Source organism: Amycolatopsis ultiminotia (genome assembly GCF_039536925.1).
Lineage (GTDB): Bacteria > Actinomycetota > Actinomycetes > Mycobacteriales > Pseudonocardiaceae > Amycolatopsis > Amycolatopsis ultiminotia.
This window is the reverse complement of the sequence record NZ_BAAAZN010000001.1, coordinates 489,368-508,630: the sequence shown is the minus strand read 5'-3', so window position 1 is coordinate 508,630 and position 19,263 is coordinate 489,368. Positions and strand designations below refer to the sequence as shown.

The window sequence follows — 19,263 nt, the reverse complement described above, 5'->3', positions numbered from 1 at the left end:
GACCTATGCTGAGAAATACTGTTTTGGCATGGAGGTATGCGCGGTCGCGATGGATCTGAAACAGCTCAAGGCACTGGTGACCGTCTCCGAGGTGGGCAGCGTGACCCGCGCCGCGGAGCTGCTGCACCTGGTCCAGCCCGCGGTCACCCGGCAGATCAAGGCGCTCGAGGACGAGCTCGGCGTCGCGCTGTTCGAGCGCACCCGCACCGGTATGCGGGCCACCGAGGCGGGCAACGCCCTCGTCGAGCGGGCCCGGCGGGCCCTCACCGAGCTGGACCGCGCTCGCGCCGAACTCACTCCGGCACCGGGAGCGGTGACCGGGATCGTCACGCTCGGGCTGCTGGAGAGCACCGCGGAGCTGCTCGCCGAACCCCTGGTCGAGCGGCTCCTGCAGGAGCACCCCGGAATCGAGCTCCGGCTGCAGACCGGCTACTCCGGGCATCTGCAGCGCTGGCTCGACGAAGGCGATCTCGAACTGAGCCTGCTGTACAACATCACCAGCTCGCCCTCGCTGAACGTGGCACCGCTGGTCCGCGAGCGGCTCTGGGTCGCCGCGCCGCCCTCGGCCGGACTGCGCCCGGACAGGCCCGTCCGGTTCGCCGACGCGGCCGCGCGACGGCTGGTTCTCCCCACGACCGGGCACGGTCTGCGCACCCTCATCGAGAGCGGCGCGCAGCGCGGCGAAATCTCCCTCGACAGTTCGGTCAGCACCAATTCGATGGCACTGCAGAAGAAACTCACCCGCGCCGGCCACGGCTGGACCATTCTCCCGGCGGTCGGGCTCACCGACGAAATCGCCACCGGACTGCTGTCTGCCGCCCCGCTGTGCGAACCGGAGGTGTGGCGCACCGTCGTGCTGGCCGGACCGCGCAGCCGGCGCACTCCGGCGGCCGTCGACGTCGTCGCGCGTCAGCTCACCCGGCAGATCGGGATCGCAGTCGCCGAAGGCCGGTGGCCGTCGGCCGAATTGCAGCGGTGACCACTCCCCGGCTCGGCCGCGCCCGCCCGGTCATCGAGTGGCGGCGGCCAGCGCGTGCTGGGCGATCTGCAGGTGCGTACCGAACCAGACCCCCTCGTGCCCGGCGATGTAGTCGAGCAGTTCGGCGAGGATCGTGATGCGCGAGCGGTGGCCGATGATGTGCGGGTGCATCGTGAGCTGGAAGATGCCGCCTTCCGCGTAGGCCACGTCGAATTCGTCGCGCCAGATCGACAGCACCCCGCGCGGCGGGGTGTAGGGCCGTTGCGCGGCGAACCGTTCCATCATGAAGTACGGCATGTCGTCACGGATCCACTCGACGGGCACCTCGACGATGCCGGTGGGTTCGCCGTCGGCGACGATCTCGTAGCAGTCGTCGTCGGCCATCAGCGACGAATCGTAGGTGAGCCCGAGCTCGCGGATGATCGACAGGGTGTCCGGCGAGAAGTCCCAGGACGGGGTGCGAACGCCGGCCGGTCGGGTACCGGAGAGCGATTCCAGCGTGTCCGCCGCCCGCAACGCCAGCGCACGTTCCGTTCCCGGCGGCAGCCGGGTGTTGCGTTCGTGGATCCAGCCGTGCACCGCGATTTCGTGTCCGCCGTCCACATAGGACTTGAGCTCACCGTCGTGCAGCAGCGCGGACACCGCAGGCACGAAGAACGTCGACGGTGCGTGCACCCGGTCGAGCAGCCTGAGGATCCTCGGCACGCCGACGCGAGCGCCGTACTCCCCCTGCGACAGCTTGCCGGGCAACACGTCGCCGTCGCGCAACGCGGGCGTCTCGTGATCGGAGTCGAAGGACAGGGCGACGGCGACCTTCGCACCACCGGGCCAGGAACCCGGCCGCAGCGGCCGTCCGGCGCGGACTCGTTCGACGTGCCCGCGCCAGGTCGGCTCGTCCCACTGCCACGGCTGCTGCTCGGTCATGCTTCCTCCGTCGCTCGTTCCACTATCCGGTACGACGTGCCGTATCATAGACCGACCCGGAGGCACCGGTAAAGCTCACCGCGAGGTTCGGAGCACTTCCGGCTACGCCAGCGGCGGGTAGGGCACCACGCCGCTGGCGTGCTCGTCCACCCGCAGCGGACGGCCGATCGCCGGGAACGCCCGCTGCGGGCACGCCGGGCGCTCGCACACCTTGCAGCCCATGCCGATCGGCGTCACCGCGGCACCCTTGCCCAGTTCCAGACCGTCGGAATAGACCAGCCTGCCGGCGTGGCGCAGTTCGCAGCCGAGCCCGATCGCGAAGGTCTTGCCCGGGTCACCGTGCCCGCCCGCGGCCTGGGTGACCGTGCGGGCGAGCCAGAAGTACTTCTTGCCGTCCGGTAGTTCGGCGATCTGGGTGAGGATCCGGCCCGGTGCGCCGAACGCCTCGTACACGATCCACAGTGGACACGAACCGCCCACCCTGGAGAAGTGGAATCCGGTGGCCGACTGGCGTTTCGAGATGTTTCCCGCACGGTCCACCCGCACGAACGAGAACGGCACCCCGTGCGCCCCGCGCCGCTGCAGGGTGGACAGCCGGTGGCAGACCGTCTCGAATCCCACGCCGAACTCGCCGGACAGCAGCGTCACGTCGTAGCGGAGTCGCTCGGCGGCGCCGAGGAAAACCCGGTACGGCAACACCAGCGCGCCTGCGTAGTAGTTCGCCAGTCCGATCCGCAGCAGCCGCCGGGCGGTCTCGTCGCCGAATCCGGCGCGGTCCACGAGCCGGTCGATTGCCTCCCCTGCCTCCAGCATCGCCAGCTCGGACGCGAGCCGGAAGGCCGCCTGGCCGGGCCGCAGCGTGGGGGCGAGGCGCAGCAGCCTGCCGCGGCGGTCGAACTCGTGCCGTCCGGTGCCGAGCGGTTCACCGACCACCCGCACGCCGTGCCGATCGCGGAGCGCCGCAACCAGTCCGGAGCGCACCTCACCCGGCCGCAGCCGCAACCGTACGGACAGCTCTTCGGCATCCTCGTCGAGCGCCGGAACGTGGTTGTTGCGGGCGTAGAACCAATCCCGGACCTGCTCGTGCGGCTGCCGGGCGGACGTGCGGTCCATGCCCTGCTCCGCGGTGAGCGCGGCGATGTTCTCCACCGATTTGCGGTACCGCCGGTGCAGCGCGACCACGACCCGGGCGACACCGGGCAGTTTCGTGGTCAGTTCGTCGACCTCCCCCGGCGAAATCGAATCGTCGAGGGTGTCGTCGGCGAACACTTCCCGCACATCGGCGACCAGCCGGGCGGTGTCGTGCGCGGCGAAGAACTCCGCGTCCACGCCGAAGTGCTCGGTGAGCTTGAGCAGTACCGCCAAGCTCAGCGGACGGCCGTCATGCTCCAGCTGGTTGACGTAGCTGGCCGAGATGCCCAGCATCCGGGCGAGGTCGGACTGGGACAGCGACCGGTCCTCGCGCAGCTGCCGCAGCCGGGCACCGGCGTACATCTTCTCCACTCGCCGACTTTAACAACTGTTACAGCGTGCGGGGCGACGTTCACAACTTTTCACAGTCGTTTGGCATAGCCGCTCGACTCCGTCGGTGACAGGCTGAAGCCCAAGCCCGCACAACATTCACAAGAAAGCGTGTACAGGGAAGCCGATGATCGACCACACCGTCTGCAGTCACCGCTCCGCCGAGCCGCTCCCACGCGAGCAGCAGCTGGCCTGGAAACTCGCCGCCGTGGCCACCGACCCGGTCGGCGTCCCGCCGGAGACCGCCGAAATGGTGGTCAACCGGCTGATCGACAACGCCGCGGTGGCAGCCGCCGCACTGCACCGGCGGCCGGTGCGCGCGGCCCGTGACCAGGCGCTGGCGCATCCGGCCGCGCCGGGGGCCACCGTGTTCGGCGTCGCGGGCCGCTACGCGCCGGAATGGGCGGCCTGGGCCAACGGGGTCGCGGTGCGCGAACTGGACTACCACGACACCTTCCTCGCCGCGGACTACTCGCACCCCGGCGACACCATCCCGCCACTCCTCGCCGTCGCCCAGCACACCGGCCGCACCGGCGCGGACCTCGTCCGTGGCATCGCGACCGGCTACGAGCTGCAGGTCGACCTCGTCCGCGGGATCTGCCTGCACGAGCACAAGATCGACCACATCGCACACCTCGGCCCCGCGGTCGCGGGCGGGCTCGGCGCACTGCTGCGGCTGGACACCGAAATCGTCTACCAGGCCATCGGACAGGCACTGCACACCACCACGACCACCCGCCAGTCGCGCAAGGGCGAGATCTCGTCGTGGAAGGCCTACGCCCCCGCCTTCGCCGGCAAGGCCGCGATCGAAGCCGTGGACCGGGCGCTGCGCGGGGAAGGCTCCCCCAGCCCCGCCTACGAGGGCGAAGACGGCTTCATCGCCTGGCTGCTCAGCGGTCCCGAGGCGAGCTACACCGTGCCGTTGCCCGCGCCGGGCGAACCGAAACGGTCCATCTCGGACACTTACCCCAAGAAGCACTCGGCGGAATACCAGAGCCAGGCGCTGATCGACCTGGCCCGGCGGCTGGGCCCGCGGATCGGCGAACTCGCCGAGGTGGCGCGGATCGTGATCCACACCAGTCACCACACGCACTTCGTGATCGGTTCCGGGGCGGGCGATCCGCAGAAGTACGACCCACAGGCCAGCCGCGAAACCCTGGACCACTCGCTCCCCTACATCTTCGCGGTCGCGTTGCAGGACGGCAGCTGGCACCACGAAAGCTCCTACGCACGGGAGCGGGCGACCCGGCCGGACACCGTGCAGCTCTGGCAGAAGATCACCACCGTCGAGGATCCGAAGTGGACTCGCCGTTATCACGAACCGGAGCCCGCCTTCGGCGGTCGCGTCGAGGTCACCCGGTCCGACGGGACTGTGGTGACCGACGAGATCGACGTCGCCGACGCGCATCCGGCCGGGGCACGGCCGTTCGCGCGCGAGCAGTACGTGGCGAAATTCCGCACCCTCGCCGAGGATGTGCTGACGGTGGGCGAGCAGGATCGGTTCCTCGACACCGTCGCCCGGCTTCCGGAGCTGGACGCCGCCGAGGTCCGCGCACTCGCGCTGCCCGCAGGCCTCGACACCGCCCCCGGGACGAAAGGAATCTTCTGATGCTGCACGCCACTCCCACCGCCGCCGACAAGCGAGCCGCGTTCCGCACCGCGTTGTCCTCCGGCAAGCTGCAACGCTTTCCCGGTGCATTCAACCCGCTCACCGCGAAACTGATCGAACGGCACGGCTTCGACGGCGTCTACATTTCCGGTGCCGTGCTTTCCGCCGAGCTGGGGTTGCCGGACATCGGGCTCACCACGGCCACCGAGGTCGCCGGCCGCTCGCAGCAGATCGCCCGGGTCACCGCGCTGCCCGCGCTGGTGGACGCCGACACCGGTTTCGGCGAGCCGATGAACGCCGCGCGCACGGTCCAGCTGCTGGAAGACGCGGGCGTCGCGGGAATGCACTTGGAAGACCAGGTCAATCCGAAACGGTGCGGCCACCTCGACGGCAAGGACGTCGTGGACCGTGCCACCGCGGTACGGCGGATCAAGGCCGCGGTGCAAGCCCGGCGCGACCCGAACTTCGTGATCGCCGCGCGCACCGACGCCAAAGCCGTGCACGGTATCGAGGAGACCATCGACCGTGCCAAGGAATTCGCCGACGCCGGAGCCGACCTCCTTTTCCCGGAGGCGATGACCGACGCGGCCGACTTCGCCCGCCTCCGCGCCGCGGTGGACATCCCGATCCTGGCCAACATGACCGAGTTCGGCAAAAGCGAACTGCTCGACACCGGCACCCTGGAATCGGCCGGGGTGAACCTGGTCATCTACCCGGTCACCCTGCTGCGGCTGGCCCTGCACGCCGCCGAGGAGGGCCTGCGCACGATTTCCGGGCAGGGCACCCAGTCGTCGCTGCTGGACCGGATGCAACACCGGCGGGACCTCTACGAACTGCTCGACTACTCCGCCTACAGTGTGTTCGACCAGAACGTATTCAATTTCCGCGGTTAAGAAGAATCGCGCACCGAATTCCGACAAGGGGACCACTATGTCCGCACCTACCATCCACAAGGGACTCGCTGGGGTCGTCGTCGACACCACCGCGGTCTCGATGGTCAATCCCGACACCAACTCGCTGACTTACCGCGGCTATCCGGCGCAGGAGCTCGCGACGGGCTGCAGTTTCGAAGAGGTGGCATACCTGCTCTGGCACGGCGAGTTGCCCACCCCGGCACAGCTGACCGCGCAGAACGCCTTCGAGCGCGCCAACCGCGCGTTGCCGCACGACCTCGTCCTTACCCTGCTGGCGCTGCCGGAGGGCGCGCATCCGATGGATACGTTGCGCACCGCGGTAAGCATCCTCGGTGCCAACGACCCGGACGAAGACGACACCAGTCCCGAAGCCAACCAGGCCAAGGCGCTGCGGCTGTTCGCTGCTCTGCCGTCGATCGTGGCACTCACCCAGCGCCGGCGTCGCGGACTGCTGCCACTGGCGCCCCGCGAAGACCTGGGCTACGCGGAGAACTTCCTCTACCTGGCCCTAGGTTCCATTCCGGAGCCGGAAATGGTGCGTGCGTTCGAAACCTCACTCGTGCTCTACGCCGAGCACAGTTTCAACGCTTCCACCTTCACCTCCCGAGTGGTGACCTCCACGCTGTCGGATCTCTACAGCGCGGTCACCGCCGCCATCGGCGCGCTGAAGGGACCGCTGCACGGTGGCGCGAACGAAGCGGTGATGGCCACTTTCGAGGAGATCGGCGAGGCGGAAAGGGCGGAGTCCTGGCTGAAGACCGCGCTCACCGAGAAGCGCAAGATCATGGGTTTCGGCCACCGGGTGTACAAGAAGGGCGATTCGCGGGTTCCGACCATGCGCCGGGCCCTGCAGACCGTGGCCGAACTCCGCGACGGCCACCGGCTGCTGGATCTCTACGAGGCACTGGCCCGTGCGATGTACGCGGCGAAGGGACTGCACCCCAACCTCGATTACCCGGCCGGTCCCGCCTATCACCTGATGGGCTTCGACACCCCGGTGTTCACGCCGATTTTCGTCGCGGCACGGATCACCGGCTGGACCGCGCACATCACCGAACAGCTCGCGGCGAACAGCCTGATCCGGCCGTCGAGCAGCTACACCGGCCCGCCGCAGCGCGCGATCAGCCGCTGAGCCGTCCGGCTTCGACGGTCACGACCCGATCCGCGCGTCCGGCCAGCACCTGCCGATCGTGACTGATCGAGAGCACCGCAGCGCCGGTCCGCCGCTGGTAGCCGTCGAGGTGGTCCAGGATGCGGGTCGCCAGGTGCGCGTCCAGGCCGGTGGTCACCTCGTCGCAGATCAGCACCCGCGGATGCGCGAGCAGCGCACGGGCGAGCGCGGCGCGCTGCAGCTGGCCACCGGAAAGCCCCGGCGGGTACCGGCCGGCCTGCGCCCCGGTGAAACCGAGTTCGGCGAGCAGTTCCCGGGCTTCCTGCAGTGCCTCCGCCGGGCTCCGGCCCCGCAGCCGGGTTGCGGTGGCCGCCACCTGGTCGGCCACGGTGCGTCGCGGGTCGAACGACGACGCTGCCTCCTGCCACACGTACTGCCAGGACGCGAGCTGCTGCCTGGTCCGCTTCCGCAGCGGGGGCAGCACCGCACCCTCGGCCAGTACCGTGCCCCGGCTCGGCCGTTCGAGACCGGCCAGGCAACGGGCCACTGTGGACTTGCCTGCCCCGGACGCACCCACCAGCCCCACGGTCTCTCCGGGGTAGAGCGTCAAGTCGATGCCGGCCAGCACCGTGGTCGGTCCATAACGGACGGACACATCACGCAACTCGGCCGCCGGGGCGGGCGAACGGGGGACCGGAGTGCGCACCGCAAGCACCGGCCGGGCCGGCAGGCCCGCCGAAGGGGTCACCGTTCCGTCGTGCACGCTCAGCACGCGCGTGTCCAGGCCGGCCACGACGTCCGGATCGTGGGTGACGAGCAGCATCGCCACCCCGCTGCGGACCAGCACGCCGAGCTGCCGCACCAGACCCGCTTTGCTCGCCTCGTCGAGGCCGGTGGTCGGCTCGTCGAGCACGATCGCCTCCGGCCGGGTCGCGAGCACCTGCGCAAGGGCCAGCCGGGTCCGCTGCCCGCCGGAGAACGCGAACGGGTACCGCCGCAGCAGGCCGTCGAGGTCGCCCTCGAACGCGACTGCACGCAGCACCTGGATCACCCGGGCGCGTCGCTGTGCCCTGCTCGTCCGGGGCGCGCGCAGGCCGGCCAGCTCGCCAAGGGCACGCCCGACGCGGCGCGCCGGGTTCAGCGTCTCGGCGGCCTGCTGCGGCAGGTACCCGGTCCGGGCCGGGGAACCGACGTCCCCGTGCACGATCACCCCCGGCCGGACGAGGCCCGCGACGGCCATCGCCACCGTCGTCTTGCCGGAACCGGAAGGACCGAACAGCGTGACCGCTTCACCCGCGTGGACGGTGAAGGACACGTTCCGCAGGATCGGCACCTCGCCGGCGTGGGCGGAGAGCCGCTCGACCGTGATCACCGGCTCAGCCACGACGTGCCGCCCGTGCCGCCCGTGCCGCGTCGCGAACCGCGAGCGTGCGCGGGTCCGCCAGCAGATCGTCCCACAGCAGGTTGATCCCGACCACGAGGAGCACGATCAGCCCGGCAGGCAGGAACACCGACCAGGGTGCCTCGGTGAGCCCGTCCCGGTTGGCAGCCACCGAAACCGCCCAGTCCGGTGAGGTCGGATCGAAGCCGAGCCCGAGGAAGTTCGCCGACGACAGGAAGTAGATCGCCGCGGCGATCCGCACTCCGAGATCGGCGGCGACCGGGCGGGCGAGTTCCCGCACCGCGTAACGGCCGTAACGGTGCCGGCGGGACGCACCCTGCATGCGCAACGCGTCCATCACCGGACCCTGCACGACCGCACGCGCCGCCATCCGCACGAAGCGCGCGATCGGCGCGATCAACGCAAGCCCCACCGCGGCCGCGATCGCGACCGTGGATCCGTTGGTACGCACCGCCGCCACCACGATGATCAGCAGCGAAGGCAGGCACAGCAGCACATCCAGCGGCCGCATCAGCAGATCCTCCAGCCACGCCCGCGGAGCCGCCGCCGCGAGCATGCCCACGGCGAACCCGATGAGGTAGGCACACAGCACCGTGGCCACGGTCACCACCAGCAGGGTGCGCCCGCCCTCGAGCGCCGCCGCCAGCACGTCGCGGCCGAGCCGGTCGGTGCCGAACGGCGACCAGGTCGAGGGACCGAACGGGAGCTGCCTGCCCACCGGCGCGAGCTCCGCGACGAACGGCCCGGCAAACGCGACCAGCACCGGGATCGCGACCAGTACCGAGCACAGCACCCGTCTGATCACGAGCTGCCCCGCTGCGGCACCATGCGCCTGCCGGCGAGGTCGATCAGCGTGTTCACCGCGATCGCGACCACCCCGGTGATCAGCACGATGGCGAGGATGACCGGCTGATCGCGGTCGCCGATCGCCTGGATGAGCGCAGACGCGACGCCGGGGAGCACGAACACCGCCTCCACGATCAGCACCCCGGACAGCAGACCGTCCCCGGTGCGGCCGAGTTCCTGCAGGGCCGGGCCGAGCGCGTTGGGCGCGACATGCCGCAGCAGCAACGAGACACCGCCGACCCCGAGCCGTCTCGCCTGGCAGATGTAGGGCTGCGCGAGTACGTCGATCACCCCGGCCCGGACGAGCCGCACGAGCGGAGCGGCCACCCTGGCGACCATCACGATCAACGGCAGCACGAGATACCCCGGTTCGGCCAGCATGGTCGCCACGTCGACGCCGAGGAAGGTCGCCGGGAACAGCCGCAGGCGCACCGCCAGATACGCGACGAGCAGCACCGAAAGCACGAAATCCGGGATCGAGTCGAAGACCACGCTCACCGTGGTGATCACCCGGTCCCGCACCGAACCGGGCTGCAGTCCCGCGGCGAACCCCGCCGACACAGCCACCGGCAGCAGCACGACGGTGGTCAGCGCGGCCATCAGACCGGTGACCGCAAACGGTTCGGCGAGCACCGTTGCGACCGGTTCGCCGCTCGCGTAGGAGGTGCCCAGGTCCCCGGTGACCACATGGCCGAGCCAGCCGAGGAACCGGGTGACCGGAGCGAGGTCGAGCCCGAGCACATGCCGTCTCGCCGCCCGTTGCTCTTCGCCGAACAGGTCGCCGCCGCGGGCGTCCGCGGCGTCGCCGGGCAGCAGCAGTGCCAGTCCGAACACCAGCACGACCAGGACCAGCACCTGCCCGGCACCGAGCACCAGCCTGCGCAGCACGAACCGGGCGAGCACGGCGGGATCAGCGGATCCCGGCGAGGATGCGGTCGTCGCCGACCTGCCACACCGGAGCGGCCTCGGCGAACCCGGCCTCGCGCAGGAAAGCCAGGTAGTCGTGCACCGACGGGCGATCCGTGACCTCGTGCGCGAATCCGCCTGCCCGTGCGGCCACCAGCTCGGCCAGCTCGGGCGCCGCCTCGACGGCCGCCCACCACGCCGCCCAGTCCTCGGCACGCCGCACCCCGGCCCGCGTGGCACGCCGCCTGGTCAGCGCCCTGGCCAGGGTGTCGAGCCGGGGACCGGCGGCACCCTCGTACAGGTGGTCCGCGTCGACGAACACCCCACCGGAGGCCAGCTCCTGTCCGCAGACCGCGATCAGGGCACGCAACGGTTCCCGGTTCATCCAGTGCAGTGCCGTGGTGCTGACGAACGCGTCCGGAGCGCGGGACAGGCCGAGTTCGGCAAACCAGCCGGGCTCGCGCAGATCGGCGGACACGGTGCGGAACCGCTCGCCGCCGTAGGCCAGTCCGGCCAGGCCCAGCAGCAGCGGGTCGGCGTCCACGCCCACCACGGTCGCGCCGGGGAACCGGGTCAGCAGCCGCTCGGCCAGCGAACCGGGACCGACGCCGAGGTCGACGATCAGCGGATCCGGCCGGTCGATCAGCTCCTCGAGGACGTCGCCGAGTACCGCGAACCGTTCTTCCCGGTCGGGCAGGTAGTACTCCTGCTGGCGATCCCAGCGGTCGAGCCAGTACCGGGCCTGCCCTGCGGTCAGTTTCGTCGGCGGGGTCATCGGGACACCTTGTCGAATCGGGCCCAGTTCAGCGCGTTGGGCACTCCGGCGGGGATCGCCCGGTAGTCCGCGGGCGCGGCGTTGTTCCAGGAGGAGATGCCCCAGAACACGAAGCCGCCCCGGTCGTACAGGATTTCGTGCATCCGGTGGTAGAGCGCGGCCCGCCGCGCTTCGGAGGCAGTGGCCAGCGCCGTGGCGTACAGCTCGTCGAACTCCGGATCGCTCCAGTTGGTGCGGTTCTGCGGGGAACCGGTCAGCAGGCGGGAGGCGAAGTGGTTGGGGACGGGCAACGGTCCGGACTGGCCCATGGTCAGCTGCCCGGTTTTCAGCGCTTCGGAGTAGTAGGTGTCCCCGGATCCGACGCGCACCCGCACCGTGACACCGCTCTGCTTCGCCTGCTCCGCGAACAGGTTCGCCGCCTCCACGAACCCGGTTGCCGCGGGTGCGGTGAACAGGTCGATGGTCAGGTTGGGCACACCTGCCTTGCGCAGCAAGGCTTTCGCCGCATCCGGATCGAAGGTGTGCTGCGGCAGGTCGTCGGCGTGGTACTGGAATCCCTTGCCGAACACGTCGTTGGAGATCTGGCCGTCGCCCTGCAGTGCCACGGTGACCAGTTCCTGGCGGTCCACCATCCGCATCAGCGCACGCCGCACGTCGGCGTTGTCGAACGGGGGCCGGTCGGTTTTCATGGCGAAGTAGTAGATCCCGCTGTTCGGCGTCGCCTGGACGCGCAGGTTCCCCGCGCCGCGCGCCGTTTTCGCCGCGGTGGGGGTCAGCTCGTCCGCGAAATCGGCCTGCCCGCTGCGCACCGCGGACAGCCGGGCGTCGTTCTCCGCGCCGAGGATGCGCAACGTGGCGATCTTCGGCGCACCGTCCCAGTAACCGTCGTAGGAAGTGGCCACCATCTCCCGGCCCGGCCGGAACGACTCGAACCGGAACGGCCCGGTGCCGACCGGACGGCTCAGATCCTTGGTGCCGTTGCGGATGATCCGGGTGCCGTAAGCCGCGAGCGCGGTGCGGAACTCGAACGACGGCCGTTTCAACGCGATCTCCGCAGTCCGCTCGCCGATCTCACGGGACTGCCCGAGATCGACGAGGTCCAGCGTCGAGGCGGCGATGAACGGCTGCCGCCCGGCCGGACCGAGCACCCGGGACAGCGTGAAGAGCACGTCCGCGGCGGTGGCCTTGGTTCCGTCGTGCCACCGCGCGTCGCGCAGGGTGACCCGCCAGCGGGTGCCCTCGGCGTTCGGCTCGGCGGAGGCGGCGAGCCGAGGCACCGGCCGCATCGTGTCGTCGACCTCGAACAGCCCGTCGTACAAGGCTTTCAGCCGCACCTCGTCGATGAACAGGTGACTGGTGCCCGGGTCCAGGCTTTCGTCCGCGCCGGAGCCCTTGAACACCGCGGAGAAGGAGTCGATGCCGCTGCCGGCGGCCTGCGGACCGGCACAGGCACCCGTCAGCGTGCCCGCCGCCAGTCCGGTGCCCAGCAGGAAGCCGCGCCTGCTCAGCGCCCGTGTGCCGCCGGGGTTCGATGCCATCGCCGGACTCCCTCGCGCCGGGCCCGCACCAGGCACGAGAGCACAGGAGAAGCACCGCCCGCGGGCGGTACTCCGGCCCGTGCGCCACCCGCGTGGCACTGACCGATTATCCGATCCCGTGGAGGTATCTGGCTCCGGCCCGTGCAGCGGACCTCACAGTTGCGGGGCAGCCCCGGAATTCCACCGGTCTTCCCTCCACGTTCCCCGGTGATCCTAACCGGTGAGCACGCAGTCGCCGCACTTCGGGCCCGCGTGATCCGGTGCGGCGCGGTAGATCAGGCAGCAGCTGCGCCGGCGGAACCGGCCACCGGTGCGGGTCGCGGTGCCGGCCAGCGCCGGAAGTCGTTCCAGACCACCGAGAAGCTCCGTGATCGCGGCTGTCCACTCCGGACGCTGCGAGCGCAGCACGGTGGCCGCCCCGTTGAGCGCGGACGCGACGTTCCCGCGCCGGACGTTCTCGGCCAGTGAGAAACCGGCCACCGCGCGATCGAGCCGCGCCACCGGGCCCTGCAGGATCCGCTCGTCGAACGCGGCCACCACGGCCGGCGGACGGCCGATGGCGTTTTCCCGCAGGGACAACGGAACCGCACCACCCACGGTGGGCTGCCACCAGGCACCGGCGAAATCCGGGACGCGGCCGTGCCCCGCCGCGAGTGCGAGTGCGGGAGAGCAAAGCCGGGCCACCATCCCGAGATGCGCGACCGACGCGGCAACCCGCAGCTCCACCCGGCCGCCGCCGGCCGCGAGCACCTCCTGCACCCCGGCGACCCGCTGCCGCAGCACCGGACCGTCGTCGAGCACTTCCGCCAGCGGCCGCCACGGTTGCGCGGGCTCCGCACCCGGTGGATGCGAGTCGAGTGCGAAGAACGGCCCCAGCCCGGAAAGCAGGTTCACGCCGGTGCAGCGGCCTTCGCCGGGCGGCCGCCGTACAGCACCCGCTCGGCGAGCGGACCGAACACGAGCCCGATCGTGGCCCACAGGATCACCTGTGCCAGCACCGAATACAGCCGGAACTCGAAGAGCGTGTCCGCGGGGAACCCGGGATAGACTATCCGGCCCGCCGGATCCTTCAGCGGCAGCGGCGTTTCGGTGGCTTGTGCGCCGTACTCCGCGACATTGCCGGAAAGTTCGCCCAGCGCGGGCAGCAGTGCCAGCAGGATCGCCGACAGCACCACGAATCCGGCCCCGGCGGCGAGCGTCGCGTTCCAGTTGCCCAGTTTCCGCGCGAGCCGTCTGCCCGCCAGTACCGCGGCCACCAGGAACAGCACCGACGCGGCGACCACGAGGAGGTACAGCCCGGTGCGCGCACCGATCGTGCCGGGGTGGCCGATCGCGGGCGGATTGGCCGGATACTTCAGGAACGGCACCAGGTACAGGCTCAGGAATCCGGCGCCCGCCACCAGCAGCGCGAGCACGCGGGCGCGGACCCGGCCCACCCGGCCGAGCAGCACCGTGTACACCACGGTGCACAGTGCGCCCATCGCGACACCGAACAGCACCAGGCCGACGCCGATGCCGAGATTGCCCTGGACCGCCCGGCTGAACACCTCCGGGCCCTCGGAGTCGATCGGCAGCCCGGCGGCCTTGTCCAGCGCGGCCTGCGCTTCGTCGCGGCCGGCTTCGTAGTCGATGGCCGCCTGGATCTGCGGTTCGGCGAAGATCCGCGCGAAGACGAACGCGAGCAGCCCGCCGAGTGCGCCGGCGAGCAGCCCGCGCAGGATGAGTTTCTTCTCCATGTGCCGCGTCAGTGGCAGGGGAAGCCGAGGAAGTGCCTGGCGTCGTGCACGAACTCGTGCACGTGGGTGTCACTGCCGAACAGTGACACCGCGCCCTGGTCCACCCCGATGAAGTAGTAGAGCAGCAGCGCCGCCAGCACGGTCAGGCCGAGCCACAGCACGGCCTTCGAGACAGGCAGGACGACCGGGGTCGAGCGGTCGGCCGGAATACTGGTCATCGTGTTCTCCTTCGGGATGACGCGTCCCCTGCGGGTGGAACAAGCGACGGCCCCTCGACCTGACTCGCCCTCCGGGAAGGGCTCACAGTGGCGCGACCGTGCCGGTTTCCCACCGGCTTCGGGAAGCCGCCGCGCGTGCTGAACGCTACGACCGGCCACGTCGGCAGTCAATCGCCCGGCAGGTGGCCGACATCACCGGCCGCCGGCCCGACACCCGGCACGGCGAGACCCGGCGACCGCGCCCCGCACCGACCCGGCGACCGCCACGTCTCGACCCGGCGGCCACTGCGGTGACCGGACCGCACCACCGGCTCTGGCACCGGCCTGCCGGATCGCCCTGGTGCCGGCCCGCCGACTTGCCCGGGAGACCGGCACGGTGCGCGGTACGGGCATCGGCGCGGGGCCGTTCGGGCAAGGCGTCGCGGCGCCCGGCCCAGCACGTTGACACCGCCTTCGTCCGCGGTGCTACGCTCAATCCACTTTCACTAGTTAAGTAGGTAAATAGGGAGGTGCCGTTCATGGCCGAACCGACCGATCGCCGGATCGTCCGCCGGGTCACCGCCGGGGCCGCGCTCACCGCCACTGCGGCCATCGCGCTGGCGGGCACCGCTTTCGCCGCCGCGGATCCGGCAGCGGGCCGGGCACAGGATCCGAACCCGGTGCAGGTGCGCACCGCCGGCTATCCGCTGGAGGTCCGGCTGACCACGCCCGCGGGCGACGGCTACTCCACCGTCCAGGCTCCCGGCACCAGCCACGGCTACCCGGGCCCGTCGCACACCTGGAGCACGGTCTCCTTCGGCAGCAACGAAAAACCGGTCGTCGGCTATGCACCGCTCCAGCCCGGGAAGACCTTCACCTGCACCGCCGGCGGGAGCGCCGCCCGGCCGCGGGTGACCTGCGGGTACTGAGCGCGGCCGGAGCCCTATCGTGACGAAGGAAACGGGGACAGGGGACATGACCATGACCGACGGGCAGCCGGTGGTGCTGGCCGAGCGGCTCGGCAAGCGCTACCGCCGGGGCTGGGCACTGCGCGACTGTTCGCTGCGCGTGCCCGCCGGACGGATGGTCGGCCTCGTCGGGCCCAACGGCGCGGGCAAGAGCACCTTTCTCGGACTGCTCACCGGGCTGCTGCGGCCGGGGGCCGGGCGGGTCGAGGTGTGCGGCACCGAACCGTCGGGCCGCCACCCCGATCCCCGGATCTCCTTCCTGTCCCAGGGGAAACCGCTCTACCCGCAGTTCACCGTGGAGGATCAGCTGCGGTTCGGCCGGTCCGCGAACCCCACCTGGGACCAGGCGCACGCGGAGGAGTTCCTCGCCCGCGGGCACGTGCCGGCGGGTGCCCGGATCGGCACGCTCTCCGGCGGGCAGCGCATCTGGGTGGCGCTCGCCGTGGCGCTCGGCACCCGCCCGCGGCTGGTGCTGCTGGACGAACCGCTCGCCGATCTCGATCCGGTGGCCCGCCGGTCGGTGCTCGCCGCGCTCGCGCAGCAGCGGCAGCGGCACGGCACGACCGTCGTGCTGTCCTCGCACGTACTGGCCGAACTGGAAGAGGTGTGCGACCACCTGCTGTTGTTCGCCGCGGGCCGGGTCCGGCTCGCCGGGGACGTCCGGGAGCTGCTCGCCGGGCACTCCGTGCTGTCCGGGCCGCGCACCGGCCCGATCCCGGTCCCGGCCCGGTGCGTGGTCGACGCGGCGAAGACCGGCCACGGCACGCAGCTGCTCGTCTCCCCCGGGCCTGCCGCGCTCGCGGATCCGGCGTGGCGGCACCGTCCGCCCACGCTCACCCAGCTCGCGCTCGGGTATCTCCGTTCCGCACACCAGGAGGTGGCCGCATGATCTGGGTGGCCTGGCGCCAGCAGCGCGCCCAGCTGATCTTCCTGCTCGTCCTGCTCGTCGCCGGGTACGCGGCGATGCTGCTGCTGCGCGGGTCGATGCAGACCGACCTCGCCGGGCTCGGCGGCTGTGCCACCGAATCCGCCGTGTCCGGCCCGTGCGTCACCCGCGTGTCGAGCTTCAAGGACAGCTGGTACGACCTGCTCAAGGCAGCGGAGGCGTTCGTGCTCGTGCTGCCGGTGCTGCTCGGCATGTTCTGCGCTGCCCCGCTGATCGCCAAAGAGCTGGAGCACGGCACGCATCTGCTGGCCTTCACGCAATCCGTCGGCCGCACGCGGTGGATGCTGTCGAAGTTCGCGGTCGCCGCGGTGCCCGCACTCGTCGTGCTGCTGGCGTTACAGCAGGGCGCGGTCTCCTGGGTGGACGCCGCGGGCCGGCTCGGCCCGCTCGACTCCGGGCCGTTCGAGTGGACCACCTTCGGTTCCTCCGGCGTCGCGCCGGTGTCGTACCTGCTGTTCTGCCTCGCCTTCGGGATGACTGCCGGTGCGCTCGCCCGGCGCAGTCTCGTCGCCATGTTCACCACACTGGTCACGTTCGTGGTGCTCCGGGTGCTGCTGGGCAGCGCGCACGGCATGCTCGCGGGCACCCAGCGGCTGGTGTCCGACGATCCGGCGAAATCCCCGGGCTCCGAGACCGCCGCGCAGTACGTCGAGAGCGGATACCTGAACGCGCAAGGGCAGGAAATCACCGTCGAAGCGGCACAACCGCAGATCTCCGCATGCGGTTCGCGGGGCGGCGCCCCGCTCGCCGGCGATCTCACCGCCTGCTACCGCGACCACGGGCTGGTGAAGTCCTACCTGGACGTGGTGCCCTCGTCGGCCGCCGCTTCCGTGCACTGGGCCGAAGCCGCGGTCTTCGCCGTGCTGGCGGTGCTGTCCCTGCCGGTGTGCCGGTGGGCCCTGCACCGGCGGCCGTGACGTCGCGCCGTGCCCGGATCCGGGCCCCGGAACGGCTATGCTCCCCCGGGTGATCGAGTTCCGGATCGACCGGCGATCTGGGGTCTCCACCTACCTGCAGATCGTGCAGCAGGTGAAACAGGCGCTGCGGCTGGGCCTGCTGACACCGGGCGACCGGCTCCCCACCACGCGTGAGGTGGTCGAGGCGATCGCGGTCAATCCGAACACGGTCAACAAGGCCTACCGGGAACTCGAGCACGAAGGACTGGCCGAGGGACGCCGTGGCGTCGGCACGTTCATCACCGCCAGCCTCGGCAGCGAGGCGGGCGGACGGGAGACCCCGCTGCGCGGGGAACTCGCCGAGTGGATGGACCGCGCACTGGGCGCGGGGCTCGGCATCGAGGACATCGACGCGCTGTACCAGGACGTCCGGCGCGACCGGCAGTCCTGAACGGGGCAGGCGAGGAGGACACCGCGGCATGCTGACCGCGAGCGGACTGGGCCGGCGGTTCGGCCAGGTGTGGGCACTGCGCGACTGTTCGTTCACCCTGCCCGAAGGCCGGGTGAGCGCGCTGGTCGGGCCGAACGGCGCCGGCAAGAGCACGCTGCTCTGGGTCGCCGCCGGACTGCTGTCCCCCAGCGAGGGCAGCCTCCGTGTGTCGGGCGAACCGGTGCCCGGCCGGATCCACCCGGACGTCGCCTTCCTGGCACAGAGCCGCCCGCTCTACTCCGACTTCACGGTCGCGGAAACGCTGCGGGCCGGGGAAAAACTCAACGACCGCTGGTCGGCCGAGTACGCGCGCGAGACGCTGAGCCTGCTTTCCGGCGTGGCCCCGGAGCGCAAGGTGCGCCACCTCTCCGCGGGGGAACGCACGCAGGTCGCACTCGCCGTCGCGCTCGGCCGGCTGCCGAAACTCCTGCTGCTCGACGAACCGTTGTCCGACCTCGACCCGCTCGCCCGCGACGAAACGCTGCGCATCCTGATGACCGACGTCGCGGAACGGGGCACCACCGTGCTGGTGTCCTCGCATCTGCTGACCGATCTCGCCCCGGTGTGCGATCACCTGATCCTGCTCGACCGCGGACGGCTGCAGCTGGCGGGCGAGGTCGAGGAAACCCTGCAGGCGCACCGGGTGCTGGTCGGCCCGGCGGCCACCGCGGAGCCGGCGACCGAGCGGCTGATCGAGAGCACCCGGACCGGCCGGCAGGCCGTGCTGCTGGCCCGCGGAGTGGACGCGGTGCCGGACGGCTGGACCGCGACAGTGCCGGAACTCGAACAGCTGGTGCTCTCCTACCTCCGTGCGGCCAGGGCGTCCGCGCGGCAGTGAACGGCCTGGCTCAGTCCGCGCTCGCGTGGATCGTGGCGCGCAGGTTGGCCACGAGCGCATCGGCGAAAGCCTCGTCCAGCACGCCCTCGGGAAGCAGCAGGCGTGCATAGCAGGCACCCCACAGCTGGTCGACGAGAACCTCGACGTCGATCGACGCCGGGAGCTGCCCGCGGGTACGGCCGGCGTGCAGCAGTTCCACCGCGCCTTCGCGCCGGGGCCGGGTGAAGGTCGCCGAGATCTCCTCCGCGAGCACCGGATCGGACTGGGCGGAGCCGAGCAGGCCGGCAATCATCGGGCCGGTGCGGGGCTCGGACAGGTTCGCCACGAACTCCCGCAAGTGGGTCCGCAGGTCTGCCCACACGTCACCGGAGGACGGTGGCCGCAGCGTGTGCGCGTAGGTGTCCTCGAACGCGGCCAATGCCAGCGAACCGGGCGAGCGGAACCACTTGTACAGCGTCATCCGGCTCACCCCGGCCCGGCGCGCGACCTTGTCGAAGGTGACTTCGGAGACGCCGTTCTCGAGCAGCACGACCGCCGCAGTCTCCAGGATGCGGCGGCGGACCTCCACCGACGGCGGGCGGCCACGGCCGCGCTTCGCCGGTTCGGCGTCGTTGCGCTCCATGGGACCGGAGCCTAACATCGAATTAGTGGACAAATTGTCTATGAA

General features: G+C 70.9%; 20 protein-coding genes and 2 riboswitches. Of the genes, 9 read left to right on the top strand and 11 right to left on the bottom strand.

What is annotated here, in order from left to right; genetic code table 11:
* The first annotated feature begins 28 nt into the window (after nt 1-28).
* On the top strand, nt 29-979 hold the full coding sequence (locus ABD793_RS02320) for a LysR family transcriptional regulator (RefSeq protein ID WP_344854724.1): 951 nt from the start codon (nt 29-31) through the stop codon (nt 977-979).
* 30 nt (nt 980-1,009) lie between these two features.
* On the opposite strand, the gene ABD793_RS02315 is transcribed toward ABD793_RS02320, so the two are convergent.
* Together ABD793_RS02315 and ABD793_RS02310 are read right to left on the bottom strand one after the other, a co-directional pair.
* Nucleotides 1,010-1,903, bottom strand: a complete 894-nt coding sequence (locus ABD793_RS02315; RefSeq protein WP_344854722.1) for a polysaccharide deacetylase family protein — start codon at nt 1,901-1,903, stop codon at nt 1,010-1,012.
* A gap of 102 nt (nt 1,904-2,005) precedes the next feature.
* A complete protein-coding gene (locus ABD793_RS02310; RefSeq protein ID WP_344854720.1) occupies nt 2,006-3,406 on the bottom strand; it encodes a short-chain fatty acyl-CoA regulator family protein in 1,401 nt (466 codons plus the stop codon).
* Between the two features lie 145 nt (nt 3,407-3,551).
* On the opposite strand from ABD793_RS02310, the gene ABD793_RS02305 reads away from it, so the two are divergent.
* The 3 genes from ABD793_RS02305 to ABD793_RS02295 are packed head-to-tail and all read left to right on the top strand — an operon-like array spanning nt 3,552 to nt 7,079.
* On the top strand, nt 3,552-5,033 hold the full coding sequence (locus ABD793_RS02305) for an MmgE/PrpD family protein (protein ID WP_344854718.1): 1,482 nt from the start codon (nt 3,552-3,554) through the stop codon (nt 5,031-5,033).
* Entirely contained in the window at nt 5,033-5,926 is an 894-nt protein-coding gene (gene prpB, locus ABD793_RS02300) for a methylisocitrate lyase (RefSeq protein ID WP_344854716.1), read from the top strand. The genes ABD793_RS02305 and prpB overlap by 1 nt, the downstream gene beginning before the upstream one ends.
* 37 nt (nt 5,927-5,963) lie before the next feature.
* Nucleotides 5,964-7,079, top strand: a complete 1,116-nt coding sequence (locus ABD793_RS02295) for a bifunctional 2-methylcitrate synthase/citrate synthase (RefSeq protein WP_344854714.1) — start codon at nt 5,964-5,966, stop codon at nt 7,077-7,079.
* Here ABD793_RS02295 and ABD793_RS02290 read toward each other — a convergent pair.
* The 8 genes from ABD793_RS02290 to ABD793_RS02255 all read right to left on the bottom strand — a co-directional run bounded on the left by ABD793_RS02290 (nt 7,069) and on the right by ABD793_RS02255 (nt 14,479).
* Nucleotides 7,069-8,442, bottom strand: coding sequence for an ABC transporter ATP-binding protein (locus tag ABD793_RS02290; RefSeq protein ID WP_344854712.1), 1,374 nt, complete (start codon nt 8,440-8,442; stop codon nt 7,069-7,071). The two genes, ABD793_RS02295 and ABD793_RS02290, sit on opposite strands and share 11 nt — an antisense overlap.
* Complete coding sequence (locus ABD793_RS02285) at nt 8,435-9,265, bottom strand: ABC transporter permease (RefSeq protein ID WP_344854710.1); 831 nt, start codon at nt 9,263-9,265, stop codon at nt 8,435-8,437. Before ABD793_RS02285 ends, ABD793_RS02290 begins: the two co-directional genes overlap by 8 nt.
* Nucleotides 9,262-10,209, bottom strand: a complete 948-nt coding sequence (locus ABD793_RS02280; RefSeq protein WP_344854708.1) for an ABC transporter permease — start codon at nt 10,207-10,209, stop codon at nt 9,262-9,264. Before ABD793_RS02280 ends, ABD793_RS02285 begins: the two co-directional genes overlap by 4 nt.
* A gap of 7 nt (nt 10,210-10,216) precedes the next feature.
* A complete protein-coding gene (locus ABD793_RS02275; RefSeq protein WP_344854706.1) occupies nt 10,217-10,987 on the bottom strand; it encodes a class I SAM-dependent methyltransferase in 771 nt (256 codons plus the stop codon).
* Nucleotides 10,984-12,525, bottom strand: a complete 1,542-nt coding sequence (locus ABD793_RS02270) for an ABC transporter substrate-binding protein (RefSeq protein ID WP_344854704.1) — start codon at nt 12,523-12,525, stop codon at nt 10,984-10,986. Before ABD793_RS02270 ends, ABD793_RS02275 begins: the two co-directional genes overlap by 4 nt.
* A 103-nt stretch (nt 12,526-12,628) precedes the next feature.
* Nucleotides 12,629-12,769, bottom strand: a riboswitch (cobalamin riboswitch).
* Nucleotides 12,739-13,419, bottom strand: a complete 681-nt coding sequence (locus ABD793_RS02265) for a (2Fe-2S)-binding protein (RefSeq protein ID WP_344854702.1) — start codon at nt 13,417-13,419, stop codon at nt 12,739-12,741. (Overlaps the previous riboswitch by 31 nt.)
* Nucleotides 13,416-14,261 carry a CbtA family protein gene (locus ABD793_RS02260; protein WP_344854700.1) on the bottom strand — a complete coding sequence of 282 codons (846 nt, stop codon included), beginning with the start codon at nt 14,259-14,261 and terminating at the stop codon, nt 13,416-13,418. The genes ABD793_RS02265 and ABD793_RS02260 overlap by 4 nt, the downstream gene beginning before the upstream one ends.
* Nucleotides 14,262-14,269: 8 nt before the next feature.
* Nucleotides 14,270-14,479 carry a CbtB domain-containing protein gene (locus ABD793_RS02255; protein ID WP_344854698.1) on the bottom strand — a complete coding sequence of 70 codons (210 nt, stop codon included), beginning with the start codon at nt 14,477-14,479 and terminating at the stop codon, nt 14,270-14,272.
* Between the two features lie 31 nt (nt 14,480-14,510).
* Nucleotides 14,511-14,625, bottom strand: a riboswitch (cobalamin riboswitch).
* A gap of 372 nt (nt 14,626-14,997) precedes the next feature.
* On the opposite strand from ABD793_RS02255, the gene ABD793_RS02250 reads away from it, so the two are divergent.
* Genes ABD793_RS02250 through ABD793_RS02230 form a run of 5 tightly spaced genes read left to right on the top strand, consistent with a single transcriptional unit; the run spans nt 14,998 to nt 18,596 of the window.
* Nucleotides 14,998-15,387: a hypothetical protein gene (locus tag ABD793_RS02250; protein WP_344854696.1), complete on the top strand. Its 390-nt coding sequence runs from the start codon at nt 14,998-15,000 to the stop codon at nt 15,385-15,387.
* A 19-nt stretch (nt 15,388-15,406) separates the two neighbouring features.
* Nucleotides 15,407-16,315: an ABC transporter ATP-binding protein gene (locus ABD793_RS02245; RefSeq protein ID WP_344854694.1), complete on the top strand. Its 909-nt coding sequence runs from the start codon at nt 15,407-15,409 to the stop codon at nt 16,313-16,315.
* Nucleotides 16,312-17,289: a hypothetical protein gene (locus ABD793_RS02240; RefSeq protein ID WP_344854692.1), complete on the top strand. Its 978-nt coding sequence runs from the start codon at nt 16,312-16,314 to the stop codon at nt 17,287-17,289. The genes ABD793_RS02245 and ABD793_RS02240 overlap by 4 nt, the downstream gene beginning before the upstream one ends.
* Before the next feature lie 49 nt (nt 17,290-17,338).
* Nucleotides 17,339-17,719 carry a GntR family transcriptional regulator gene (locus ABD793_RS02235; protein ID WP_344854690.1) on the top strand — a complete coding sequence of 127 codons (381 nt, stop codon included), beginning with the start codon at nt 17,339-17,341 and terminating at the stop codon, nt 17,717-17,719.
* 28 nt (nt 17,720-17,747) lie between these two features.
* Entirely contained in the window at nt 17,748-18,596 is an 849-nt protein-coding gene (locus tag ABD793_RS02230) for an ATP-binding cassette domain-containing protein (protein ID WP_344854688.1), read from the top strand.
* A gap of 10 nt (nt 18,597-18,606) precedes the next feature.
* On the opposite strand, the gene ABD793_RS02225 is transcribed toward ABD793_RS02230, so the two are convergent.
* Nucleotides 18,607-19,218: a TetR/AcrR family transcriptional regulator gene (locus ABD793_RS02225; RefSeq protein ID WP_344854686.1), complete on the bottom strand. Its 612-nt coding sequence runs from the start codon at nt 19,216-19,218 to the stop codon at nt 18,607-18,609.
* Nucleotides 19,219-19,263: the final 45 nt, after the last annotated feature.